The organism is Ewingella sp. C233, assembly GCF_055407225.1.
On sequence record NZ_JBUZRI010000001.1, the window covers coordinates 2375191 to 2399461 of the forward strand.

Here is a 24271-nt window from a genome sequence, read left to right on the forward strand (position 1 = left end):
AGCCGTGGTGTGAAGTGGCGCGGCGTTGTAACAGGCTAAAGCTGTTATGTTTTTGACTGGAAATAAGGCCCTATAAAATACCGCACGACGGTAAAACACACTAGCAACGGAGCTAACGACCGTGTCCATTTTGCAATTACTTAACCAGCACCCTGTGATCGCTGCCGTAAAAGATACTGAAAGTCTCAACGCCGCCCTCCAGTCCGACTGTAAAATCATCTCCGTGCTGTATGGCAACATCTGCAACATTGGCGCCATCGTTCAACGCATCAAGAAAGCGGATAAGTATGCGTTCATCCATGTCGACCTGCTGGACGGCACCTCAAACAAAGAGATCGTGATTAATTTTCTTAAAATTGTGACCACCGCCGATGGCATCATCAGTACCAAAGCCTCAATGATCAAAGCCGCCAAAGCGCAGGGCTTTTTCGGCATTCATCGTATGTTTCTGCTCGATTCGATTTCATTTCACAACATTGATAAGCAGGTCGCTCAATCCAATCCGGACTGCGTGGAAATCCTGCCCGGCTGTATGCCGAAAGTTCTGGGATGGGTATCGGAAAAAATCAATTTACCGATCATTGCAGGCGGCCTGGTGTGCGATATGGAAGATGCGACCAGCGCACTTAATGCCGGAGCAGTGGCCGTTTCCACCACCAATACCGGCGTCTGGCAGCTTAAATTCTAACGGTGTTAACCGGATTGAAAACAGTTGTGCAATCCGGTTAATACCTCCTTTAAATCTCCCACAATACCGACATCCGCCTGTGCAAAAATCGCCGCCTGCGGATCGGTGTTAATCGCCACGATGAATTCGCTGTGATGAATACCGGCCATCAGCGCCGCTGCGCCAGAAACACCGGCGGCAATACACACCTGCGGTGCCACATTCTGCCCTGACATGCCGACCATTCGTGACATCTCACACCAGCCGTTCATTGCCAGCGGGCGGCTGACGCCCATTTCCGCTCCCAGTTTCCCGGCCAATGCCTGCAACGCCTGCACTTGTGCGCCGCTGCCCACCCCCTGCCCCAGAACCAGTATGCAGCGGGCGCGCTGTAGCTGATTTTCCACGGTCAAAGGCTGCTGTTCAAACGCCACCAGCCAGGGAAGAAGTTCCACCGGCAGGCTTTCATCAATCTGCTTGCCCGCGAAATCGGCACAGGTCGCCGCCGGCCCCCCACCGGGGGCGACCGACAAACAGCAAGGCGTAGCAGTCACGGCCAGCGTCAACACCATCTGCTGCCCGTACACCGCTTTGCACACCTGCCAGGCACGGGCGACAGAATGCATCTGCGTCACCCCCGTAAAAGATTCGCCCTGTAAACGGTATGCCAGTCGCGTTGCCAGTTCGGCGGCACTCGCATCGCTGCTGAAAATAAGTGTGTCTGCGGCGGCACCCTGCTGGACGAGCATCAGCGCCGTAATCTGCTGTTCCCCCAGCGCAAATGACGGCTGTTTTATCCAGCGCAGTGTGTTCAAGGGGCAGACGATTTCAGGTAGTAACTGCGGCTTATTTTCACTGTAGAACAGCCACAGTTCAGCCTCGTTATATGCCAGTTGGCTGGCCTGTAAAAACGCGTTTATTTCCTGCGCCTGCGTCAAAAATGCAGAATGGCCACAATCGAGGATCAGGGCGATTTTCATGGCTGCAACCTGTGACGTAAAAATTTCTCGTACAATATACGGGCTTTTTCCACCGGACCAGGCCCCTCAATCATGACCCCCGCGCGGCGCGGCGCGGTATGTTTCAGGTGAAGGATCGGCGGGCTGAATTGAAGCCCGGCAGGGGTTAGCGCCAGATTCTCCGGCGTCAGCAATTCGGAAAATTTACGCGCCGCCGCCAGTTTCTGTTTCAGGGTAGGAATACGCAACAAACGGGCTTGTTCTCCCTGACCGCTGACCAGAACGATCGGCGGGCGCAACGTTATTTTTTGCTGATGGTCAGCCGTTTGCCGCGTCACCAGCAACAGGTTTTCGCCCGTCACGCGAATATCCGTCACCTGCGTGACACAGGGCCAGCCGAGCATTTCAGCTAACAGTGGCCCCGTTTGGCGGTTTTGGCCTTCGCCGCTTTGCGACCCCAGGATCACCACCTCGTGCAACGGTTGCGACTGATGAAACGCCGCCAGCAACTGCGCCACGCCGTGCGCATTGAAGCGTAAATCGCCCTCAACCGGCGGCGCAATACGCACCGTTTTGGTGATATTGAGCGCCAGCAGATTTTTCAGCACCGGTTCAACATCGTCTCCCCCCACGGTCACGGCAGTCAGCTGATTCGCCGGAACGTCGTCTGCCAGCATCAGCGCCAGTTCGGCAGCGCTCTGATCAAACACATTGAGCTGACGGCGGGCATAACGGCATTCAATCTGCCCTTGCTCGTTTGCCTGCCAATCACTGTCAGCCAGCATGCTGAAATCCGGTTCGATTTTCATACACAGCATAATGTTCATCTTCAGGCTCCTTGCCCTTCACCTAGCGTCACGGGAGACGGGGCATGCCGCACCGACGACGCCCCCACCAGCGTCAGCCCTTTGGTTTCCGGCGCCCAAAGAATCGACACGATCGCGCCGAGCAATAGCACGCCTGCCAGTATCAGCGTGGTGACATGAATACCCAGAGACAGGATCGACAACGGCAGCAGGCCGGTGCCAATGGCCGAACCAAGGCGGCTCATCGAGGTCGAGAATCCGACCCCCAGCGAACGGATATCGGTCGGGAAACTTTCTGCCGGGAACACACCGACAAGATTACTCACCGCCGAAATTGTCAGAGTAAACAGGGCGAATAACAGCAGAACCCACGTCGCGTGGCCGGAAGGCATCAGCCCCATAGCCAGCAGGCACAGCGTCAACAGGACAAATGCACCGATCAAAAATCCCCGTCGTGAGCAATAAAGCGTCATACAAATTCCGGCCAACGATCCCACCACCAGCAGCGCATTAAGCAGCAGATCGGTAGACAGACCGGGGTTGAGGCCCATGATCGCCATAATCGACGGCAGAAAGGTATAAATGGCAAAGTACGGCACCACCAGGCAAACAAAAAACAGGCTATTGAAGGCAGTCCGCCGCCAGTACCGTGCGGAAAACAGCGTTTTAAGATGGTGCGACGTGGCGACTGCGATCTCATCATTGAGGGTGACATGTGGGCCAAAACAGCGGCGAACCACGCGATGTGCTGCCGAAATATGGCCTTTTTGCATCAGCCAGCGCGGTGATTCCGGCGTTCCAATACGTAACAGCATGATCAGCGATGACGGCAATGCAGCCGATGCCAGTAACCAGCGCCAGGCATCCGGGCCGAAATCTGCCATCATGTGGCCGACGAAAGTAGCGCTGACATAGCCCAGCGTCCAGATAACGCTAAAAGAGCCGAGCAGAACGCCGCGGTGTTTGCGCGGGGATAACTCGGCCAGCAAGGTGTGGCCTACCGAGTAATCTCCTCCCAACCCGACCCCAACCAGCACACGCAGCCAGAACAACTGCTCCGGCGTCTGGGCAAAAAACTGACCGAGCGAGGCCAGCGTGATAATGATAAAGCTGCAACTGAAAATCTTTTGCCGCCCGATATGATCAGACAACCATCCCAGCAGCAAACTGCCAAGAAACAGACCGACCAGCGCAGAACTCCCGATCATTCCCTGCCAGAACGGAGTCAGGCCCATTTGCGGTGTTAGCTGGACCAGCGCAAAACCGATCATCCCCAGCACATAACCATCGGTCAGATGTGCACCAAAGGTCAGCCCGGCCATTTTGATGTGGAAAGCGTTGAGAGGGATGTCATCCATGCTGATCTGAGCGGGCTGAATAGCGGCCATGATAAACTCCGTTTTCAATCAGCGGTGGGGCACAGTCGTAAGCCGCGCCCCTTCATTAACAAACTATTTTTCCAGCGGATAAATCGTCCCCGCATTCATAATCCCTTTCGGGTCATACGCCTCTTTCAGCGCTTTCAGAATGTAATAGGCACTGCCGTGCTCATCCTGCGTCCAGTGCGCGCGGTGTTTACCGATACCGTGATGGTGCACCATTGAACCGCCCTGCTTAATGGTTTCCTCCACGATGATTTTATTCAGCGGATTATGGTATTTATCAATCTCCGCCTCAGGTTTGCAGTCAACGACGTTGTAGTCATACACGAAATACATGTTGGTGCCGTTGATGTAGCTGTGGGATGAATGGCCGCCCAGCATGGTGATGTCGTCTGCGTGTGGGAATTCATGGCGAATGCGACGAATAACATTTTCATAAATGGTATTAATGCTCGACCAGTCCCCGGACACTTCGGTAGTGAAACCCATATTGTTGGTTTTGAGAATCTGCGCGCGTTCGGCAGCCACTTTCTCCGGTCCCCAGTTCAGGTGATTGAACCAACGCTCAATCAGCGTGCTGTCGACTTTTTTGCACTCTGCGTGGCGGGCAACAATGGCTTCAATGCCGTCGCCTGTCGCGCGGGCAATCCCCGGCGTGCCTTCGGCCATGAAGATCAATACGCATTTTCCGTCGGCAAAGTGAGTAAAGTGCTGGCTACCGTCTTCAGCATCATAAAGACGGGCAATTGACGGGCGATAACCGTCCACCATCACTTCGCGCAGAATATCGAAACCGGTCTGCATGTTGTCGAGGGTGTAACCGTAGAACAGATTGTTTTCCGGCATATATTTGAAGATTTTCACCGTCACTTCGGTGATGTAGCACAACGCCCCTTCGTTACCGATGATCACATGGCGAATATCCGGCCCGGCGGCGCGGCGCGGGACATTTTTGATGCGGGTTATCGTGCCATCCGGGAACACCGCTTCCAGCCCCACCACCATATCTTCGATAGCGCCGTACAGCGTCGAAAATTGCCCGATACTGCGGGTGGCCACCAGGCCGCCCATCTGCGCCAGCGGCTTCGACTGCGGCGAGTGCCCCGTGGTGTAACCCTGAGCGCGCAGTTGATTTTCCAGCACTTCCAGCGGAACGCCGCACTCGGCGGTGGCCTGCATATTGCGAATATCGATCTTCAGAACGCGGTTCAGCCCGGAACCGTCGAGGACCACTGAATTTTTTACTGCGGTTTCCAGCCCGCCTTCGGTGGCGGAAGCGCCGGTACGGGGCACACAGTTAATCTGATGCTTATTAAGAAAAGCCAGCACCGCAGACACCTGCTGCACATTTTGCAGTTTTACTACCGCAGCCGGTAATGGCAACGTGTAAACATTATGGATATCTGCGTATTTACGAAAACGGTCAATACTGTTTTTCTTTAACACGGCTTCGTCAGTAATAACCTGTGCAGGCCCGACGATCTCTTTTAAATGTTCAACAATAGCTTCGCGTGATAACGACATAAATAATCCTTTGAGTCTGAAAAATAAAAATGAGCAGAATTAGCGGACTAAATATCCACCATCGACCACCAGAAGATGACCGTTAACATAGTTGGATGCGCGACTGGCTAAAAACACCATTGCACCCATTAAATCCTGAGTCTCCCCCCAACGGTTAGCCGGAATATGGTCTAACACGCGTTGATTAGTGACCGGGTTTTTCCGTGTTTCAACGGTAATTTCTGTTGCGTAATATCCTGGGGCGATACCGTTAACCTGAATATTGTATTGGCCGAGTTCATCACAATAGGCTTTGGTGAATCCCGCCAGCGCATGTTTCGTCGCAGAATAAGCCGGTGACCATTGCCCTCCCAGATAGGAAAACAGTGAACAAATATTAATAATTTTCCCCTGTTTATTTGGGATCATGACTTTTGCCGCTTCATGGCTTAATTCAAAGGCCGCCGTGAGATTAATTGCGATCATCGGATCCCAATCTGCGCGGCCGAAATCCAGCACTTTATTCAGCTTACAAATCCCGGCATTATTCACCAGAATGTCCACCGTGCCGAAGGTTTCCAGACATTGGGAAATCACCCTGGCTGGCGCCCCTGCCTCAGTAATATCCACTTGCATGAACTCAACGCGAACGCCTTGTTTTTCAATCAGGTCGCGGGTTTCGCCTTTATCCATAATGAAGCTGGGAATAAACAAATTGGCCCCGGCTTTCGCCAGCGCAACAGCAAAGGCCTGACCTAAACCACTGTTGCCACCGGTGACAATCGCTGTTTTGCCCTTGAGGGAAAAGAAGTCCAGAGAGAATTCATTGAGCGCATTTAATGACATGATGAAATTCCTTGCCTGAAAAAATCCAAAAAAAAAGAGAAAAGCACACTTCCCCCTTAAGGGAAGCTACTTTTCTCATCGTCTCTAGTAACTGGCTAAAAGAAGTACCATGAACCCCTGGCGACATTCTGTGATTTATTTCACATAAAAAATCTTTACTCAATCTGTGAGTATTCTCACGGTATGTCATCAAAGCGCCATGTTACTACTGTGGGCAGTTACCAGAGATGAAGAGAAAAGTAACTTCCCAGCTTTTGGGAAGTCTGCTTTTCTCTTTTTTTTTGCCTGAAGACATTTAACAATATCGGGGATACACCATGGAGAAATCCAATTTTCACCGCTGGCTGACACTGGCAATAATTAGTATCAGCGGCGGCGTTAGTTTCGATTTGGCATACCTGCGTTATATTTATCAAATCCCCATGGCAAAATTTATGGGTTTTAACAATACCGAAATTGGCTTAATTATGAGCACATTTGGTATTACTGCCATTATTCTTTACGCCCCCAGCGGTATTATGGCCGATAAATTCTCCCATAAAAAAATGATGACTTTTTCAATGATAGCCACCGGCCTGCTGGGTTTATTAATGGCCGTCTATCCGCCGTTCTGGGTGATGATCCTGATTCAAATCGCTTTCGCCGTCACCACTATCCTGCTGCTGTGGTCAGTGTCGATCAAAGCGGCTTCACTGTTGGGCAACCATGACGAACAGGGCAAGATCATGGGCTGGATGGAAGGCCTGCGCGGTGTGGGTGTGATGGCACTGGCGGTGTTCAGCATGTGGGTCTTTTCCCTTTTCGCCCCCGATAATCCGTCCAGCCTGAAAGCCGTGATCCTGATTTACAGTGCGGTATACATCCTGCTCGGTATTCTGTGCTGGTTTTTTGTCACCGACGGTTTTACGCCAGCCAGTGACGCACCGGAAAAAGAAAAGTTCAGCCTCAAAGACATCACTTCAGTGCTGAAAATCAGTACCACCTGGTATTGCAGCATGATCATTTTTGGCGTGTACACCATCTACGCCATTCTCAGCTATTCAACGAATTATTTGACCGAAATGTACGGTATGACGTTAGTCGCCGCCAGTTACATGGGCATTGTGATCAACAAGATTTTCCGCGCACTGTGTGGGCCATTGGGCGGAATTATCACCACCTACAGCCGCCTGAAGTCCCCGACGCGCGCCATTCAATTACTGGCATTGGTGAGCATAGCCACGCTCGGTATTTTGCTGATCACTAACCAACATCCGCAATCGGTCGCGGTGGGCATTGGCCTGATTTTGCTGCTGGCGTTTACTTGCTATGCCTCGCGCGGCCTCTATTTCGCCTGCATCGGCGAAGCGCGTACCCCCAAATATATTATGGGTACCACCGTCGGGATTTGTTCAGTCATTGGATTTTTGCCCGACGTCTTCGTCTATCCGCTGGTCGGTCACTGGCAGGACACTCTGCCCGCTGCCGAAGCCTATCGGAATATGTGGCTGATGGGGATAGCCGCTACCGCCGTGGTGCTGATCTTCACCAGCTTGCTGTTCAAGAATATTAAACGCTGCCGCACTGCAGCAGCGCAGCCGCTGACATCAATACACCTGACAGACTAAATTTATTTCTTTATCGGAGGCCTTAAACATGGATAAGACGTATTTAATGGGCGTAGATGTCGGTACGCAAAGCGCCAAAGTGGTCATTTTCGATACCGATGGCAATGTGGTGTGTGAAGGAAAACAGGCGCTGCGCAAACTGGAGATCCCGGCTCCGCTGCTTGCGGAGCATCCCGATGATGACCTTTGGGACGCTCTCACCGTCGCGTTTCACAAAGTGATGGCGAACTTCAACAGGCTGGGCGGCAAGCCGCAGAATATTCTGGCAATGGGCGTATGCGTGATCCGTTGCTGCCGCGTGCTGCTGAAAGAAAATGGCGAGCTGGCCTATCCGGTGCTCAACTGGATGGATAAACGCCTGAATAAACCTTATGAATACCTCGACGCTTATCAGGGGGTGAAATATGTCACCACCACGTCTGGATATATTACCCATCGGCTGACCGGCGAATTCCGCGATACCTGCGCCAATTACATTGGCTGGTGGCCGATGGATAACGACACGCTCGACTGGAGCCGGGACCCGGCCCAATGGAAAAGCTGCAACCTGACGCTAAACGCCGTATTCGACGTTGTTAAACCCGGAGAGGTTCTGGGGCATCTGAGTGACAAAGCGGCACAGCATCTGGGATTGCCGGCCGGGATCCCCGTGATTGCCACCGCGCACGACAAGGCAGTAGAAGCGCTGGGAGCTGGCACGCTCGAACCCGGTGTGGCGCTGATTTCGCTGGGTACGTACATCGGCGCAATGGTACACGGTCAGGCCAATGTCAAAAATGCCCAACACTTCTGGCCGTTCCAGGCTTCGGTGCCGGGCCGCTATCTGTACGAATGCATGGGTGTACGGCGCGGCATGTGGACCATCAGTTGGTTCCGCGACCAGTTCGGCGCTGCCGCTCAGGCCGATGCGCAGCAAAACGATCTCAGTATTGAAGACCTGCTCAATCAGGAAGCCAGCCGGGTTCCCGCCGGGTGTGAGGGCTTGCTCACCGTACATGACTGGGCGCCGCCGTCAGAAGCAGAATTCCGCAAAGGCGCGATGATCGGGTTTGATGGCCGCCACACGCGGGCGCATATGTACCGCTCAATGCTGGAAGGGATCGCTTTCACCATGAAAAATCACATGGATAAGATGGCGCAGGAGTTAGGCGTGCCGTTTAAAAATCTGATTATTTCGGGCGGCGGCGCCAACAGCGACCTGTTCATGCAGATCTTTGCCGACATCTTTGGCGTTCCTACCCGGCGTAATGCCATGAAAGGCTCAGCCGCCGTAGGTTGCGCAGTTAATGCGGGAATGGCCGTGGGAGTTTTCAGCGATTATGAGCAAGCCACGCAGAAAATGGTGCGCATGGGTGAACACTTCACCCCGGATGCACAAAACCATGCGCTGTATTGCGCACTCAATCAGCAGGTTTATCAGCGGGTCAATTCGCAGCTCGACCCGCTGTTGCAGGCACTGAGCCCGCTGGTCGACTAGGTTTTTCTTACGGGGAAACGTCGGTTTCCCCTTTTTCTCATAGACGATAAGTTACAACGACAACGCATCGCCCTGCTGCATCCTGACAAACTTCACGCCCAAATCATTGCCTTTGTTCAGCTGCTGCATGATTTCGGTTTCAGGATCGGCTCCCGCTTTGAGGCTTGGTTTAACGTGGCTGATGACAACCGTCAAGCCCTGGAGCGAGCCCGCGCCGCCGCTGGCGGTTTCAAACACTTTCAGCTCTTTGAGCAACCATTCCGGCGTGAGATGACCGAACAGTTTGCTGTCCGGTACGCCGTCCGGATAAGAGGTTTCTATGATGATCCCCTTCAGGCGCTTAGCTTTTACTTCATCTCCCAGCACGCGCCAGACCGTCTCCAGATTTTTCGACTTCTCGACCTGATCCGGCCCCGTGTCCCCAAAGAAGGCAAATGACTCATCTTTGCGACTGACTAAAATCATACTCGATGGCGTGCCGCCGTGACTCAGCGGATAGATAACGCCGTCCAGCCCTGTCAGGCCGAGGGAAAAGCGTTGCGCCGGACGCGGAGAATTCAGCCGGTAAGTACCAATGCGTAAACCGCTGCCCGCATCGGTAAAATTGGGCCAGACCTTTCCATTGAAGTAGTGTTGACGCAGGGTGCCGATGGTGTCTGCCGTGCCATAAAGGGGTTTATGGCTGTCTTCCGGCGAGCTGATGATTAGCCCGGCCAGGTGATCCAGATGACCGTGGCTGATGAAGTAACCGCCGATCAGATTACGAAACACTGCGCCCTGCGGGGTATAAGGGGCAGAGTTTTCCACCGTCACCTGTGGGAATGCGCCTTTTTCCAGCGCCTTGCTGATGCCCGGCAGAACCGAACCGGCATCCAGCCCGAGGTACAATTTTTGATCGTCGCTGCGAATCAAATACGAGGTGAGATTTCCCTCTTCCACGCCGCCGTGCACGCCAAGCGCCACAACATCAAAACCGGCCATGGCCTGACTGGCCGAACACGCCAGGATCAGCGCCAACATTTTGTTTCTCATCACATCGCTCCGTGTGTGGTGAAGATTTCTGTTGGTGGTCAGCCCGCGGGCTGACTCCCTCGTTTTGCCGATTCGAACGCCGCCAGCGTGTCTTTGCGGGCGTGGGAGTGATCGATAACCGGCGTCGGGTAGTCTAGCACGCGATGTTGTTTCTCAGCCCACCGATGCGGCTGGTGGATCTCTTTTTCTGGGACGTCGGTCAACTCCGGCACCCAGGCTTTAATGAATCGCCCGTCTTTGTCGAAGCGCTCGCCCTGAGTGGTCGGGTTGAAAATACGAAAATAAGGCGCGGCGTCGGTGCCGGTGGATGCCCCCCACTGCCAGCCGCCGTTGTTGGCCGCCAGATCCCCATCGAGCAGTTGCGACATGAAATAGCGCTCGCCTTCACGCCAGTCGATCAATAAATCTTTGACCAGAAAACTGGCGACGATCATCCGCAAGCGGTTGTGCATCCAGCCGGTGGCGTTGAGCTGGCGCATCGCGGCATCGACAATGGGATAGCCGGTTTTCCCCGCTTTCCACGCCTGCAAATCCTGCGGTGCATGTCGCCAGCGCACATTGTCAGTCCAGGCGATAAACGGCTGATGCATGCAAAGCGTCGGCCAGGCCACCAGCAAATGGCGGTAAAATTCGCGCCACACCAGCTCATTGAGCCAGCCGAACGCACCGCCGTCGCGGCGTTCAAGTACGTCAGGGCATTCGGTGCGCAGGCGGTTGAAACACTGGCGCGGGGAGAGTACGCCGATAGCCAGATAAGGCGACAGCGAACTGGTGCCCTCCACGGCGGGCAGGTCCCGCTGCTCAAGATAATCCTGCACGGTTTCCCGGCAGAAGGTGCGCAGGCGCTCACGTGCTGCTTCTTCGCCCACCGGAAAATCGTCGCCGATCTCCTGCTGCGCCATATCGTACGGGTTCAGCGGATGCAGGGCGACGTCGCCGTCAATGTCGCGGCGTTTCGGCGCAGGCAGTGAGCGACTCTCTGACTCGGTCAGGCGCTCAAGAAAGGCCCGGCGAAATGGCGTGTAGACCTTGTACATCGTGCCTTCACCGGTCGTGACTGAGCCGGGAGGTAACAGCAGGCTGTCATCAAAACTTCGCGTGATCACGCTGCTCTTTAATGCGCTTTCCAGCGCGGTATCCCGCTCGCGTTCGTTGATTTCATATTGTTTGTTATAGAACAGCGCATCGACGTTCTGCTGCTGGCAGAAATCTTTCAGCCAAAGATTACCTGCCGCGAAGTCATCGCACTGGTGATAAAACAGTTCAATGCCACGTTCGGCCAGCGAAACCTGCAACGCCTGTAAATGCTGATAAATAAAAGCCGCCTGACGCGGTGCCATCACATGGCTTTCCCACTGTTTTGGCGTAGCGACAAACACGGCCATCACCTTTGCCTGCGGATCTTCGCAGGCAGCATGCAGCGCGCGGTTATCGGTCATGCGCAAGTCATTGCGAAACCAGACTAAATTCGTCGTCATAAATATCCCTTAATGTCCGTATCTCAGTCTCAGAGCTTCCGGATACGGTTCGAAATAACGCTGGCCTGCAAGATAGGCATCGGGATATTCCGACATGTAATGTTTGAGCAACGTAATGGGAGCCAATAAGGGCTGCACACCCTGACGGTAGCGGTCGATGAGCTGGGTCAGTTCCTGGCGCTGATGTGCATTAAGCTGGCGGCGGAAATAACCCTGAACGTGCATCAGCACATTGGTGTGGTTACGGCGCGTGGCTTTTTGTTGTAACAGCGTCATCAGCCGCTGGCGGTATTCAGTAAAATAATCCTCCAGTGATTCCCATCCGGCCATACCAGCAACAAAACGGCCCAGTTCCCGGTACTGCAACTGGGAGTGCGACAGCAGAGAGAGTTTGTAGCGGCTGTGAAACTCCATCAGTTTGCCGCGCGTCAGGCCACCGGCACGTAGCTGGTTAAGCTCATACAGCGCAAATACCCGCTCGACAAAGTTCTCACGCAGTACCGGATCATTCAGGCGTCCATCCTCTTCCACCGGCAGCCACGGAAAACGTTTCATCAGCTCGGCGGCATAAATACCCACGCCGCATTTCTGCCCGTCTTTCCCGTTAGCGCTGTAGACCCGCACCCGCTCCATACCGCAGCTTGGCGATTTAGCACAAAGGATGTACCCGCATAAATGCCCGAGCGACTCGGTACGTTTTTCGGCGTAGCTCTGCATCAGCTCCGTCACATCAATGCTTTCATCATTACTGAAGCGCATGGCGACACCCTCACCCTGCCGGACCAGACGCAGCGCAGGCCGTGGTGTCGGCAGGCCTATCGCCATCTCCGGACAGATCGGTTCGAAACGCACATAAGGCGCCAACTGCTCGACGGCGAACGCCAGCCGCTTATGACCGCCATCAAAACGGACTTTTTCCCCCACCAGACAGGCGCTGATCCCAACCGGAATATGTTCACTCATTGGCGACTCCCTGACGATGTTGTGGAAAGAGGGCTGAAGAAACACTCATCAACCCCGGTTATGATCCAGTATAAGTTATACAACAAAATAATGTTGTACAGGTTTGAGATTCAGACAATAAAAAACCCCGGCCAGTTAACCGGGGTTTAGGAAAGAATTTGAAAAGGTGGAACACAGGAATCCACTAAGTCATTGGCGATACAGCAAGGCAGCAAGTGCATGAACCCCGATGAGCTGACTCAAGTCAGTGATTCGGGTGAGGGCGCGAAGCTAACGCCGCTGTAGCGTCAAGGACTTAGTGGATTTAGTAGAAGTCTTGCGCTGCGACTTCCGCATGCGCCAGCCACACTGGCTTGTCACTGGTTTTCAGCCAAATACGGTGTAAATAGCTGTAAAAACGGGCGCGGTCCTGGCGGAAAAGCATCACCGGTAATGCCAGCAAACCTGCGGCCAGCACCAGAGCGCGGCGGGTGATGATGCGGGTCAGCGTATACGGCGTGTAATCAGACATAGCGTTGCTCCTTTCGGAAAGTTTTAAGTTAGATTCAGAAACACCCTGAACCTGTAAATTGAACAAAATTTTACCGCAACGGATGAAAGTTTACTACTCATCTGACCACTTAAAGCGTAAAAAAACGACAGTTTTGGCCTACACCTGTAATTGAGTTACATAAAAGTTAAATAAATACATTTTTATGTTTCAACAATGAAAAAATAAATAAGCCAACCCTGTTATTTACTCTCCTCAGCCCAATCCCTAGCCATTCGCGTTGTAGCAAGCCGGCAATAGAGTGAATCTCCGGGCGCTATTCAGGTAAGTGACTGGGGTGAGTCAGCGTAGCCACCGCAGGGACGGCACCAGGCGCGATGGGATTTTTATACTTTCTTTACACGAGGGGCCTTTATCTTTTCAGGATCTTTTCCTGCGTTTTCATATCCTCGCTGCAACATAAAAATCACCTGTGGAGGTGGAATGTGACTGTTGGCGTAATTTGCGGCTCACTGCTGGTCCTGTTGTTACTCGGCTACTTGGTTTATGCCCTGCTTAATGCGGAGGAGTTTTAAAAATGGCAGCTTCGGGTTTTTTAATGATCGCCAGTTTTATGCTGGTGCTATTGCTGCTCTCTAAACCACTGGGAAATTTTATTGCTCAGCTGATTGAAGGTCAGCCCATAGGGTTTTTACAGCGTTTTGATCGTGGGGTACTTCGCACAGCAGGCAGTTCCGAAACCGAGATGAACTGGTGGCAATACGCACTGGCCATCATGGTTTTCAACATTCTGGGGATAGTGATTTTAATGGCGCTGCTGATGGCGCAAGGCGCGTTACCGATGAACCCGCAGAACTTCGGCGGGTTGTCATGGGATCTGGCCTTCAACACCGCCGTCAGTTTTGTGAGTAACACCAACTGGCAGGCTTACAGCGGCGAAAGCACGCTGAGCTACTTCAGCCAGATGGTGGGTCTGACCGTACAGAACTTCTTGTCGGCGGCTACCGGGATTGCCGTGGCCTTTGCGCTGATCCGTGCGTTTGCACGCCCTTGCGCGCACACCATCGGTAACGCCTGGGCCGATTTGTGGCGCATCACGATGTATCTGCTGATCCCTATCTGTCTGCTGATCGCACTCTATTACGTCAGCCAGGGCGTGTTGCAGAACTTCGAAGCCTATCAGCATGTCACGACGCTGGAAGGCTTGCAGCAGACGCTGCCGATGGGGCCAGTAGCGTCGCAGGAAGCGATCAAGATGATAGGCACCAACGGCGGTGGCTTCTTCGGCGCTAACTCGGCGCATCCGTTTGAGAACCCGACGGCCATGACCAATATGGTGCAGATGCTGTCGATTTTCCTCATCCCTTGTGCGCTGTGCTTCGCCTTTGGTCGTGTGGTCGGTGATAACCGTCAGGGTCATGCGCTGGTGTGGGCAATGTCCATCATCTTCGTGGTGTCGGTGGTCGTTATCATGTACGCCGAATTGCAGGGCAACCCGCACTTCACGCAGCTCGGTGCCACCAGCAACATCAATATGGAAGGCAAGGAGAGCCGCTTCGGTATTCTGGCTTCCAGCTTCTTTGCTGCGGTCACGACGGCGGCGTCATGCGGTGCGGTTAACGCCATGCATGACTCCTTCACCGCGCTCGGCGGGATGGTGCCGATGTGGCTGATGCAAATCGGTGAAGTGGTCTTCGGCGGCGTGGGTTCTGGTCTGTACGGCATGTTGTTGTTCGTGCTGCTGACGGTGTTTATCGCCGGTCTGATGATTGGCCGCACGCCGGAATATCTCGGTAAGAAGATTGACGTTTATGACATGAAGATGACCGCGCTGGCGATTCTGGTCACACCGACACTGGTATTGCTGGGGACCGCGCTGGCATTAGTCACTGATGCAGGTAAGGCCGGTATTGCTAACCCAGGCGCACACGGTTTCAGCGAAGTGCTGTATGCCGTTTCGTCTGCCGCCAACAACAACGGCAGCGCCTTTGGTGGCCTGAGCGTCAACACGCCGTTCTACAACATTCTGTTAGCGGTATGTATGTTCTTTGGTCGTTTTGGGGTGATTTTACCGGTACTGGCGATTGCAGGTTCTCTGGTTGCGAAAAAACGTCAGAAAGCGGGCAACGGTACGCTGCCAACTTCCGGCCCACTGTTTATCGGCCTGCTGGTCGGTACGGTTCTGCTGGTCGGTGCGCTGACCTTCGTTCCTGCGCTGGCCCTTGGTCCTGTCGCTGAACATTTGCAGGTGTGGTCCGGCCAATAATGCCGCGTAACCCGTTGAACTGATGATGAGTGAGATAAATAAAATGACTCGTAAACAACGTGCGCTGTTTGAACCGCGCCTGATCCGCACCGCCCTGCTTGACTCGGTGAAGAAACTGGATCCGCGCGTCCAGTGGCGTAATCCCGTGATGTTCGTGGTCTATCTGGGCAGTATTCTGACCACGATCATCTGGCTGGCTATTCTTTTCAAACAAACCGACGGCAGCGCCGGGTTTACCGGCAGCGTGTCACTGTGGCTGTGGTTCACCGTACTGTTTGCCAACTTTGCTGAAGCACTGGCTGAAGGCCGCAGTAAGGCCCAGGCGCAGAGCCTGAAAGGGGTACAGAAAACCAGCTGGGCGAAGAAGATTTATGAACCGCGCCCGGAATCACCGGTGATCAAAGTGGCGGCCGACTCCCTGCGTAAAGGCGACATGGTACTGATCGAAGCTGGTGATACCGTACCGTGCGACGGTGAAGTCTTAGTCGGCGGCGCATCAGTCGATGAAAGCGCCATCACCGGTGAGTCTGCACCGGTGATCCGCGAGTCCGGCGGTGATTTCTCCTCCGTCACCGGCGGTACCCGCGTACTGTCTGACTGGCTGGTGGTGCAGTGCTCCGCTAACCCGGGCGACACCTTCCTTGACCGGATGATCGCCATGGTGGAAGGCGCTAAACGTCGCAAAACGCCAAACGAAGTGGCGCTGACCATTCTGCTGGTGGCGCTGACGCTGGTGTTCGTACTGGCGACGGCCACGCTATATCCGTTCTCACTGTTTAGCGTTGACGCCAGCCATGTCGGCGTACCGGTAACCGTGACGGTATTAGTGGCGCTGCTGGTTTGCCTTATTCCAACCACTATCGGTGGCTTGCTGTCGGCCATCGGTGTGGCCGGTATGAGCCGCATGCTGGAAGCGAACGTGATTGCCACCAGTGGCCGTGCGGTTGAAGCGGCTGGTGACGTAGACGTGCTGTTGCTGGATAAAACCGGGACCATCACGCTCGGTAACCGCCAGGCATCACAGTTCCTGCCCGCACCGGGCGTGACGGAACAGGAACTGGCTGATGTCGCGCAGTTATCTTCATTGGCTGACGAAACGCCAGAAGGCCGCAGTATTGTGGTTCTGGCGAAACAGCGCTTTAACCTGCGTGAACGCGACATTCACTCGCTGAATGCCACCTTTGTTCCGTTCTCGGCGCAAACCCGTATGAGCGGCGTGAACATCGGTGATCGCTGTATCCGTAAAGGCTCTGTCGATGCTATCCGTCGTCACGTTGAAACCAACGGCGGCAGCTTCCCGCTGGCTATCGAAGGGCTGGTAGAAACCGTGGCCCGCAAAGGCGGAACACCGCTGGTGGTGGCCGAGGATGCCCGCGTGCTGGGCGTGGTTGAGCTGAAGGATATCGTCAAAGGCGGCATTAAAGAGCGCTTTGGCGAGCTGCGTAAAATGGGCATCAAAACCGTGATGATCACCGGTGACAACCGGTTGACCGCGGCGGCTATCGCGGCGGAAGCCGGTGTGGATGACTTCCTGTCAGAAGCCACACCGGAAGCCAAACTGGCACTGATTCGTCAATACCAATCCGAAGGTCGCCTGGTGGCGATGACCGGCGACGGTACCAACGACGCCCCGGCACTGGCGCAGGCTGACGTCGCGGTTGCCATGAACTCCGGGACACAGGCAGCGAAAGAAGCCGGAAACATGGTGGATCTGGATTCCAACCCGACCAAGCTGATTGAAGTGGTGCATATCGGTAAACAGATGCTGATGACGCGCGGCTCCCTGACGACGTTCAGTATCGCCAACGACGTTGCCAAATACTTCGCCATCATTCCGGCGGCGTTCGCAGCAACCTATCCGCAGTTGAATGCGCTTAACGTTATGCATCTGCACTCCCCTGCCTCCGCGATTTTGTCGGCGGTTATTTTCAACGCCCTGGTGATTGTGTTCCTGATCCCACTGGCGTTACGCGGTGTCAGCTATAAAGCCATGAGTGCCGCGTCCTTATTGCGCCGCAACCTATGGATTTATGGTGTGGGTGGTCTGATAGTGCCTTTCATCGGTATCAAGGTGATCGACGTGATCCTCACCGTTTTACATTTAAGTTAAGGGGAAGAGACAATGTCTGTGTTACGTACTCAGTCTGTTAATCGGGCACCCAAAGCAGAATGCATGAGCTACCTTCGCCCTGCGATTGTGATGACAGTTTTCCTGACGCTGGCAACCGGGGTTATCTACCCGTTTGTGACCACCGGGATCTCTTCTGCGGCATTTAGCTACCGTGCTGAAGGGTCGCTTATCCGCGATAACGGCGTGTTGATCGGTTCTGAACTGATTGGTCAGAACTTTACCCACACCAACTATTTCTGGGGACGCCCGTCAGCAACGTCAGATTCGCCCTATAATCCGATGGCCTCCGGCGGCAGCAACCTGGCGGTCAGCAATCCGGCGCTGGACAAAGCCGTGGCGGATCGCGTGGCGGCACTGCGTCTGGCGAATCCACAAAGTTCGCCACAGGTACCGGTGGATCTGGTGACGGCTTCCGGCAGTGGTCTGGACCCGCAAATCTCGGTGGAAGCAGCGCAGTGGCAGGCTCCACGTGTTGCCAGCGCCCGTGGTTTAACGGTGGCGCAGGTAAATAAACTGATTGATGATAATACCGTCTCGCCGCTGGTGAATTTCCTCGGCCCGACCGTCGTGAACGTGGTTCAATTGAATCATGCTTTGGATCAGGTGAAAGCACAGTAACTGGCCGGACATATAGCCGTATCAGGGCGCAACATGCTGCACCTTTCAGAGAAACAACTGGAAGACGCAACATGCTGCGCCCGTTCGGCTTTCAATTAAACAGGGATTAACATGGTTGAAGAATCGCAACGCCCCGACCCGGACAGTCTTCTGGCTATTGCCAATGAGAAGCCACGCGGGCAGTTAAAGGTCTTTTTCGGTGCCTGCGCAGGCGTCGGGAAAACGTACGCCATGTTGCAGGAAGCACAGCGGCTGCGGGCGACCGGTCTGGACGTACTGATCGGCGTGGTGGAAACCCACGGGCGCGCGGAGACCGAAGCCATGCTGCCGGGCCTGAGCCAGTTAGCGCCAAAACGTATTCAGCACCGCGGGCGTCTGGTACAGGAGTTTGATCTTGATGCCGCCCTCGCCCGCCATCCGGCGCTGATCCTGATGGATGAACTGGCGCACAGTAACGCGACCGGTTCGCGCCATCCGAAACGCTGGCAGGATATCGAAGAGCTACTCGACGCGGGCATTGACGTGTTCACCACCGTCAACGTCCAGCACCTGGAAAGCCTGAATGATGTGGTCAGCGGCGTCACCGGTATTCTTATTCGTGAAACCGTCCCCGACCGTTTGTTTGATGACGCCACCGAAGTGGTGCTGGTGGATCTGCCGCCCGACTCTCTGCGCCAGCGCCTCAAAGAGGGCAAGGTTTATATTCCCGGTCAGGCTGAGCGCGCCATCGAACACTTCTTCCGTAAAGGCAACCTGATCGCCCTGCGCGAACTGGCGCTGCGCCGCACCGCCGACCGCGTAGACGATCAGATGCGCGAATACCGCGATGACCGCGGCGTTCACCGCGTATGGCATACCCGCGACGCACTGCTGCTTTGTATTGGTCACGGCGGCGGCAATGAGAAGCTGATTCGCGTGGCGTCACGTCTGGCGGCCCGTCTGGGCTGCGTCTGGCATGCGGTTTATGTCGAAACACCCCGTCTGCACCGTCTGCCGGAAGGACAACGCCGGGCCATTTTACGCTCGCTGAAACTGGCGCAGGAGTTGGGGGCAGAAACCGCGACCCTTTCAGACCCTCAGGAAGAGCAGGCGATTTTACGCTATGCCCGTGAACACCGGCTGGGCAAAATCATGATGGGCCGCCGTAAAGAGCAGCGCTGGAGGCTGGGCGGCAGTTTTGCTGACCGGCTGGCGCGCATCGGTCCGGATCTGGATCTGGTGATTGTCGGGCTGGAAGATGCCCCACAGGTCGCGACGCGTAAAGAGCACGATGCCCGCACTTTTGCGGAAAAATTTAGCCGTCAATTGCAGGGCTGCGCGGTGGCCGTCGCGCTGTGTGCGATGATCACCGTATTTTCCCAGTGGCTGGTTCCGGCGTTTGATCAGGCTAACCTTGTCATGGTTTACCTGCTCGGCGTGGTGATTGTGGCGCTGTTTTATGGCCGCTGGCCGTCGGCGCTGGCGGCGGTGATCAACGTCGTCAGTTTTGATCTGTTCTTCGTACAGCCGCGAGGATCGCTGGCAGTGACGGACGCACAATATCTGGTGACCTTTGCGGTGATGCTGATTGTCGGCATTCTGATCGGCAATCTGACCGCCGGTGTGCGTTATCAGGCGCGTATCGCCCGCCACCGCGAAAAACGAGCGCAGCATCTGTATGAGATGTCGAAAGGGCTGAGCCAGGCGATGACGCCGGACGCCATCGCGCAGACCAGCCGCCACTTTATCTCCTCCAGTTTACATGCCAAAACGGCGGTTTTATTGCCGCAGGAAAACGGCAGTTTGCAGCCAGCCGGGTCTGACGAAGGTACCAGCATCGTGGTAGATGATGCCATTGCCCGCTGGAGTTTTGACAAACAGATGCCCGCCGGTGCCGGCACCGATACGCTCGCCGGTGTGCCCTATCAGTTGCTGCCACTGGTGGCTTCCGGCCAGTCACGTGGCCTGCTGGCGGTAGAACCCGCCAACGTACGCCAGCTAATGGTGCCGGAGCAACAGCGTCTGTTGCAGACGTTTACGGTGCTTATCGCCAACGCCCTTGACCGTCTGCATCTCTCCGCCAGCGCCGAAACCGCCCGACTCGACGCCCAGCGCGAACAGCTGCGTAACTCGCTGCTCTCCGCGCTTTCCCATGATTTACGTACTCCGCTGACTGTGCTGTTTGGTCAGGCGGAGATCCTCACGCTGGATCTGGCGTCGGAAGGTTCTAAACATGCACCACAGGCTAATCAGATCCGCCAGCAGGTGCTGAGTACCACGCGGCTGGTGAATAATTTACTGGATATGGCGCGCATTCAGTCCGGCGGATTTAACCTGCGCAAAGAGTGGCAGTCGGTGGAAGAGATCGTCGGCAGCGCCCTGCGTATGCTGGAAACTGTGCTCAGTTCCCACGAGATAAAAATCGAGCTACCAGAGGAGTTGCTGCTGGTGAACTGCGACGGCAGCCTGATCGAGCGGGTGTTTATCAACCTGCTGGAAAACGCCCATAAATATGCGGGATCTGGCGCAACGATTGGTATCCGCGCCACGCCGCTCGACGACTGGCTGGAGATGGAAGTGTGGGATAACGGTCCGGGAATCGCCCCCGGCGGTGAACGCGCCATCTTCGACAAATTCTCGCGAGGCAATAAAGAGTCCGCAATACCGGGCGTGGGCTTGGGGTTAGCGATTTGTCGTGCCATTATTGATGTGCACGACGGACGGATTTGGGCAGAAAACGGTCCGAACGGCGGTGCACGTTTTCGCTTCCGGTTACCGCTGGAAAAATTGCCTGAGATGGACACTGACATTAACGAGGAACTGTGACTGCATCCCCCATTAATATTTTGATTGTTGAAGATGAAAAAGAGATCCGACGCTTTGTCCGCACAGCGCTGGAGGGGGAAGGCTTGCGGGTTTTTGAGAGCGATACGCTGCAACGCGGGCTGATTGAAGCCGGCACCCGCAAACCGGATCTGATTATTCTCGATCTCGGTTTGCCGGACGGTGACGGCCTGACTTACATCCGTGACTTACGCCACTGGAGCGCCATTCCGGTGATTGTGCTGTCGGCACGTACCAGCGAAGAGGACAAAATTGCCGCGCTGGACGCCGGAGCCGATGACTTCCTCACCAAGCCGTTTGGCGTAGGGGAGTTACTGGCCCGCGTGCGCGTCGCCCTGCGCCGTCATGCGGGTAATAATCAGGAAAGCCCGCTGGTGAGCTTCTCCGATGTAACGGTTGATCTGATTAATCGCCGCGTTCAACGTAACGGCGAAGATTTACACCTGACGCCGATTGAATTTCGTCTGCTGGCGGAACTGCTGGCCAACAGCGGTAAAGTGATCACCCAGCGTCAACTGCTGAGCCACGTCTGGGGACCGAATTACGTCGAACACAGTCATTACTTGCGTATTTACATGGGACATTTGCGCCAGAAACTGGAAGCCGATGCCACCCGCCCGCGGCATCTGCTGACCGAGACAGGGGTCGGCTACCGTTTTCTGCCTTAAGCCTCACGCTTTTCCTGCGCCGCTTTTGCTGCCAGTTCGGCGTCGATAGCGGCAAATTCGGTTTCAATGCTGTCGGCCGCTTTGACCAGCGTGGCATTCACACGGGCTACGTGTTCAGCGCTGAGGTCGCCGCGCATAAAGTTCGCGCGCAGTACGCTTCTCAGACGGTGCATGGCGTCTGAAATTTCTTCCGCCAGATTGCCACCGCGTGGACGCGTAGCGCCTGCCAGCCGGGCGAAAATCACATCTACAGCCGCCTGATGCTGCGCCAGTTCTACTTTACCGGCTTCGGTAATTTGATAGCTTTTACGCCCATTACCGGTAGCCACCGCTTCGAGGAAATCCTGCTCTTCCAGCAGCGTCAGCGTCGGGTAGATTACGCCGGGGCTTGGGACATACAAGCCAGATGACGCTTCTTCAATCGCCTTGATCAACTCATAACCGTGGCTCGGCTTTTTCGCTACCAGCGCCAGCAGGACGCGGCGCAGATCGCCGTGTTCAAACAGACGCTGTACGCGTTCGCCGTGACGCCCTTCCCCACGTCCGCCGCGACGTCCTTCACCGCGTTCACCCCTTTCATGGCGATCGCCGTGGTCGCCAAAGTGGTGACGGCCACCACGGCGCATATCGTGGCGGCAATGACGATCACCGCGCTCTTCATCACATCCGTGACCGCGATGGCGGCCTTCAAACAGTTTACTGAACATAGGTTCGATCCTTAAAATTGATGTCATTTAGATATATCGAAGTTATTTCGATATATCTAAACTAAATCGAATTTTGGCCGCTGGCAAGTTCAAATCTGCATTTAGATATATCTTTTTCATGGCTGGAAAAAAGGCAAAAAAAAAGCGCTGAAGATTCAGCGCTTTATTGTCAGAAGGTATCGGGCGTTATTTAGCGTCGGCGAGTACTTTGCTGACGATATCCACGGCTTCTTTCTCAATTTTTTCGCGGTGTTCTGCGCCGAGGAAGCTTTCACAATAGATCTTGTAAGCTTCTTCAGTACCGGACGGACGCGCGGCGAACCAGCCATTTTTGGTCATCACTTTCAGACCACCAATGGATGCTCCGTTACCCGGCGCATTGGTCAGGCGTGCGGTGATTGGGTCACCGGCCAAGGTGTCTGCTTTCACCTGTTCAGGAGAAAGCTTCGCCAGCGCGGCTTTTTGCGCGTGGGTAGCAGGTGCCTGAATACGGTTGTAGCTTGGTGCACCAAAACGGGCGGCCAGCTCATCGTAATGTTCCTGCGGATTCTTACCGGTGACGGCAGTGATCTCTGCGGCCAGCAGGCACATGATGATGCCGTCTTTGTCAGTAGACCACGGTGTGCCGTCAAAACGCAGGAACGAAGCCCCTGCGCTCTCTTCGCCACCGAAACCAAAGCTGCCGTCGAACAGACCATCAACAAACCATTTGAAGCCCACCGGCACTTCCACCAGCTTACGGCCCAGGTCTTCCACAACGCGGTCGATCATCGCGCTGGAAACCAGCGTTTTACCGACGGCCACGTCTTTGCCCCATTTAGGACGATGCTGGAACAGGTACTGGATAGCCACAGCCAGATAGTGGTTCGGGTTCATCAGACCTTTCGGCGTGACGATACCGTGACGGTCGTAGTCAGGGTCATTGGCGAACGCCAGATCAAACTTATCGCGCAGCGCCAGCAGACCGGCCATCGCCGATTCAGACGAGCAGTCCATGCGGATCACGCCGTCGTGGTCGAGATGCATGAAACGGAAAGTCTGATCGACAGAGTCATTCACCAACGTTAAGTCCAGCTCATAATACGCAGCGATGCGTTTCCAGTATTCGATACCGGAACCGCCGAGCGGATCAACGCCCAGCTTCAGACCCGCTTTCTGAATCGCTTTCATGTCAACGATGTCGCCCAAACCTTCAATATAAGGCTGAACCAAATCTATCGCTGTCAGATGACCGCTTTTCCAAGCGGCATCCAGCGTCTGGCGCTGAACACCGGCAAGTTTTGCCGCTAGCAGCGCATTGGCGCGTTTTTCAATCACCGAGGTCAGATCGGTATCAGCCGGTCCGCCGTTGGTCGGATTGTATTTAATGCCACCGTCTTCCGGCGGGTTGTGCGATGGCGTGATAACAATACCATCGGCCTTCGCGCCGCCTTTGCGGTTATGGGTCAGGATCGCGTGAGATACCGCCGGAGTGGGGGTGAATCCGTTATCTTCCTGCACAATGACGTCAACGCCATTCGCCGTCAGCACTTCCAGCACAGAAATAAACGCCGGTTCGGACAGTGCGTGGGTATCTTTACCCACGTAGCACGGGCCGGTGGTGCCCTGCTCTTTACGCACTTCGGCAATCGCCTGAGCAATCGCCAGAATGTGATTTTCGTTAAAGCTGTGGCGCTCTGCGCTGCCACGGTGGCCGGACGTACCGAATTTCACCGCATGAGCAGTATTCGTCGGGTCCGGTTGCAGAACGTAATATTGTGACGTCAACTGCGCCACGTTAATCAAATCGCTTTGCTGAGCAGGTTGCCCTGCACGAGGGTTATTGGCCACTGGCGCTTCTCCCTGACG

General features: G+C 54.9%; 20 protein-coding genes. 9 read left to right on the forward strand and 11 right to left on the reverse strand.

Features of this window, described 5'->3' with window-relative positions; all coding sequences use genetic code 11:
* Positions 1 to 121: 121 nt before the first annotated feature.
* Positions 122 to 688, forward strand: coding sequence for a glycerol-3-phosphate responsive antiterminator (locus tag ACZRKO_RS10755; RefSeq protein ID WP_463737170.1), 567 nt, complete (start codon positions 122 to 124; stop codon positions 686 to 688).
* Between the two features lie 5 nt (positions 689 to 693).
* On the opposite strand, the gene ACZRKO_RS10760 is transcribed toward ACZRKO_RS10755, so the two are convergent.
* The 5 genes from ACZRKO_RS10760 to ACZRKO_RS10780 form a co-directional block, all read right to left on the reverse strand.
* A complete protein-coding gene (locus ACZRKO_RS10760; protein WP_463737171.1) occupies positions 694 to 1647 on the reverse strand; it encodes an electron transfer flavoprotein subunit alpha/FixB family protein in 954 nt (317 codons plus the stop codon).
* The gene (locus ACZRKO_RS10765) at positions 1644 to 2453 is read right to left on the reverse strand and encodes an electron transfer flavoprotein subunit beta/FixA family protein (protein ID WP_463737172.1); all 810 of its coding nucleotides are present in this window, start codon (positions 2451 to 2453) and stop codon (positions 1644 to 1646) included. Before ACZRKO_RS10765 ends, ACZRKO_RS10760 begins: the two co-directional genes overlap by 4 nt.
* 2 nt (positions 2454 to 2455) lie before the next feature.
* Complete coding sequence (locus tag ACZRKO_RS10770) at positions 2456 to 3820, reverse strand: MFS transporter (RefSeq protein WP_463737173.1); 1365 nt, start codon at positions 3818 to 3820, stop codon at positions 2456 to 2458.
* Positions 3821 to 3883: 63 nt separating this feature from the next.
* Entirely contained in the window at positions 3884 to 5338 is a 1455-nt protein-coding gene (locus tag ACZRKO_RS10775; protein ID WP_463737174.1) for an FAD-binding oxidoreductase, read from the reverse strand.
* A gap of 39 nt (positions 5339 to 5377) precedes the next feature.
* Complete coding sequence (locus tag ACZRKO_RS10780; RefSeq protein WP_463737175.1) at positions 5378 to 6163, reverse strand: SDR family oxidoreductase; 786 nt, start codon at positions 6161 to 6163, stop codon at positions 5378 to 5380.
* A 317-nt stretch (positions 6164 to 6480) separates the two neighbouring features.
* On the opposite strand from ACZRKO_RS10780, the gene ACZRKO_RS10785 reads away from it, so the two are divergent.
* Positions 6481 to 7770 carry an MFS transporter gene (locus ACZRKO_RS10785; RefSeq protein WP_463737176.1) on the forward strand — a complete coding sequence of 430 codons (1290 nt, stop codon included), beginning with the start codon at positions 6481 to 6483 and terminating at the stop codon, positions 7768 to 7770.
* A 28-nt stretch (positions 7771 to 7798) separates the two neighbouring features.
* Positions 7799 to 9247, forward strand: coding sequence for an FGGY-family carbohydrate kinase (locus tag ACZRKO_RS10790; RefSeq protein WP_463737177.1), 1449 nt, complete (start codon positions 7799 to 7801; stop codon positions 9245 to 9247).
* A 51-nt stretch (positions 9248 to 9298) separates the two neighbouring features.
* On the opposite strand, the gene ACZRKO_RS10795 is transcribed toward ACZRKO_RS10790, so the two are convergent.
* The 4 genes from ACZRKO_RS10795 to ACZRKO_RS10810 all read right to left on the reverse strand — a co-directional run bounded on the left by ACZRKO_RS10795 (position 9299) and on the right by ACZRKO_RS10810 (position 13231).
* Positions 9299 to 10279, reverse strand: a complete 981-nt coding sequence (locus tag ACZRKO_RS10795) for an MBL fold metallo-hydrolase (protein WP_463737178.1) — start codon at positions 10277 to 10279, stop codon at positions 9299 to 9301.
* Between the two features lie 38 nt (positions 10280 to 10317).
* A complete protein-coding gene (gene phrB, locus ACZRKO_RS10800; protein WP_463737179.1) occupies positions 10318 to 11757 on the reverse strand; it encodes a deoxyribodipyrimidine photo-lyase in 1440 nt (479 codons plus the stop codon).
* Positions 11758 to 11766: 9 nt separating this feature from the next.
* On the reverse strand, positions 11767 to 12720 hold the full coding sequence (locus tag ACZRKO_RS10805; RefSeq protein ID WP_463737180.1) for a YbgA family protein: 954 nt from the start codon (positions 12718 to 12720) through the stop codon (positions 11767 to 11769).
* A gap of 304 nt (positions 12721 to 13024) precedes the next feature.
* The gene (locus ACZRKO_RS10810; RefSeq protein WP_463737181.1) at positions 13025 to 13231 is read right to left on the reverse strand and encodes a DUF2517 family protein; all 207 of its coding nucleotides are present in this window, start codon (positions 13229 to 13231) and stop codon (positions 13025 to 13027) included.
* 464 nt (positions 13232 to 13695) lie between these two features.
* Between ACZRKO_RS10810 and ACZRKO_RS10815 the strand changes: the two genes are divergently transcribed.
* The 6 genes from ACZRKO_RS10815 (at position 13696) to kdpE (ending at position 21716) form a co-directional block, all read left to right on the forward strand.
* Positions 13696 to 13785, forward strand: a complete 90-nt coding sequence (locus tag ACZRKO_RS10815) for a K(+)-transporting ATPase subunit F (protein WP_463737182.1) — start codon at positions 13696 to 13698, stop codon at positions 13783 to 13785.
* 2 nt (positions 13786 to 13787) lie between these two features.
* Positions 13788 to 15476: a potassium-transporting ATPase subunit KdpA gene (kdpA, locus tag ACZRKO_RS10820; RefSeq protein WP_463737183.1), complete on the forward strand. Its 1689-nt coding sequence runs from the start codon at positions 13788 to 13790 to the stop codon at positions 15474 to 15476.
* A gap of 43 nt (positions 15477 to 15519) precedes the next feature.
* On the forward strand, positions 15520 to 17586 hold the full coding sequence (gene kdpB / locus ACZRKO_RS10825) for a potassium-transporting ATPase subunit KdpB (protein WP_463737184.1): 2067 nt from the start codon (positions 15520 to 15522) through the stop codon (positions 17584 to 17586).
* Positions 17587 to 17649: 63 nt separating this feature from the next.
* On the forward strand, positions 17650 to 18225 hold the full coding sequence (gene kdpC / locus ACZRKO_RS10830; RefSeq protein ID WP_463737185.1) for a potassium-transporting ATPase subunit KdpC: 576 nt from the start codon (positions 17650 to 17652) through the stop codon (positions 18223 to 18225).
* A 111-nt stretch (positions 18226 to 18336) separates the two neighbouring features.
* Positions 18337 to 21030, forward strand: coding sequence for a two-component system sensor histidine kinase KdpD (kdpD, locus tag ACZRKO_RS10835; protein WP_463737186.1), 2694 nt, complete (start codon positions 18337 to 18339; stop codon positions 21028 to 21030).
* Positions 21027 to 21716 carry a two-component system response regulator KdpE gene (kdpE, locus tag ACZRKO_RS10840; protein ID WP_463737187.1) on the forward strand — a complete coding sequence of 230 codons (690 nt, stop codon included), beginning with the start codon at positions 21027 to 21029 and terminating at the stop codon, positions 21714 to 21716. The genes kdpD and kdpE overlap by 4 nt, the downstream gene beginning before the upstream one ends.
* On the opposite strand, the gene ACZRKO_RS10845 is transcribed toward kdpE, so the two are convergent.
* Both ACZRKO_RS10845 and pgm read right to left on the reverse strand, forming a co-directional pair.
* Positions 21713 to 22423 (reverse strand): PadR family transcriptional regulator, encoded by a 711-nt coding sequence (locus ACZRKO_RS10845; RefSeq protein ID WP_463737188.1) that lies wholly within the window; start codon positions 22421 to 22423, stop codon positions 21713 to 21715. The genes kdpE and ACZRKO_RS10845 overlap by 4 nt on opposite strands.
* 186 nt (positions 22424 to 22609) lie before the next feature.
* The gene (gene pgm, locus ACZRKO_RS10850) at positions 22610 to 24253 is read right to left on the reverse strand and encodes a phosphoglucomutase (alpha-D-glucose-1,6-bisphosphate-dependent) (protein ID WP_463737189.1); all 1644 of its coding nucleotides are present in this window, start codon (positions 24251 to 24253) and stop codon (positions 22610 to 22612) included.
* Between the last annotated feature and the right edge of the window lie 18 nt (positions 24254 to 24271).

Excerpts from the sequence above, each read along its gene's own strand:
- phrB (WP_463737179.1), bottom strand. The coding sequence starts at position 11,757 with ATGACGACGAATTTAGTCTGGTTTCGCAATGACTTGCGCATGACCGAT.
- kdpB (WP_463737184.1), top strand. The coding sequence starts at position 15,520 with ATGACTCGTAAACAACGTGCGCTGTTTGAACCGCGCCTGATCCGCACC.
- ACZRKO_RS10765 (WP_463737172.1), bottom strand. The coding sequence starts at position 2,453 with ATGAACATTATGCTGTGTATGAAAATCGAACCGGATTTCAGCATGCTG.
- ACZRKO_RS10780 (WP_463737175.1), bottom strand. The coding sequence starts at position 6,163 with ATGTCATTAAATGCGCTCAATGAATTCTCTCTGGACTTCTTTTCCCTC.
- ACZRKO_RS10790 (WP_463737177.1), top strand. The coding sequence starts at position 7,799 with ATGGATAAGACGTATTTAATGGGCGTAGATGTCGGTACGCAAAGCGCC.
- ACZRKO_RS10770 (WP_463737173.1), bottom strand. The coding sequence starts at position 3,820 with ATGGCCGCTATTCAGCCCGCTCAGATCAGCATGGATGACATCCCTCTC.
- ACZRKO_RS10760 (WP_463737171.1), bottom strand. The coding sequence starts at position 1,647 with ATGAAAATCGCCCTGATCCTCGATTGTGGCCATTCTGCATTTTTGACG.
- ACZRKO_RS10845 (WP_463737188.1), bottom strand. The coding sequence starts at position 22,423 with ATGTTCAGTAAACTGTTTGAAGGCCGCCATCGCGGTCACGGATGTGAT.
- kdpC (WP_463737185.1), top strand. The coding sequence starts at position 17,650 with ATGAGCTACCTTCGCCCTGCGATTGTGATGACAGTTTTCCTGACGCTG.
- ACZRKO_RS10775 (WP_463737174.1), bottom strand. The coding sequence starts at position 5,338 with ATGTCGTTATCACGCGAAGCTATTGTTGAACATTTAAAAGAGATCGTC.
- ACZRKO_RS10795 (WP_463737178.1), bottom strand. The coding sequence starts at position 10,279 with ATGAGAAACAAAATGTTGGCGCTGATCCTGGCGTGTTCGGCCAGTCAG.
- kdpA (WP_463737183.1), top strand. The coding sequence starts at position 13,788 with ATGGCAGCTTCGGGTTTTTTAATGATCGCCAGTTTTATGCTGGTGCTA.
- ACZRKO_RS10810 (WP_463737181.1), bottom strand. The coding sequence starts at position 13,231 with ATGTCTGATTACACGCCGTATACGCTGACCCGCATCATCACCCGCCGC.
- ACZRKO_RS10785 (WP_463737176.1), top strand. The coding sequence starts at position 6,481 with ATGGAGAAATCCAATTTTCACCGCTGGCTGACACTGGCAATAATTAGT.
- ACZRKO_RS10805 (WP_463737180.1), bottom strand. The coding sequence starts at position 12,720 with ATGAGTGAACATATTCCGGTTGGGATCAGCGCCTGTCTGGTGGGGGAA.
- kdpD (WP_463737186.1), top strand. The coding sequence starts at position 18,337 with ATGGTTGAAGAATCGCAACGCCCCGACCCGGACAGTCTTCTGGCTATT.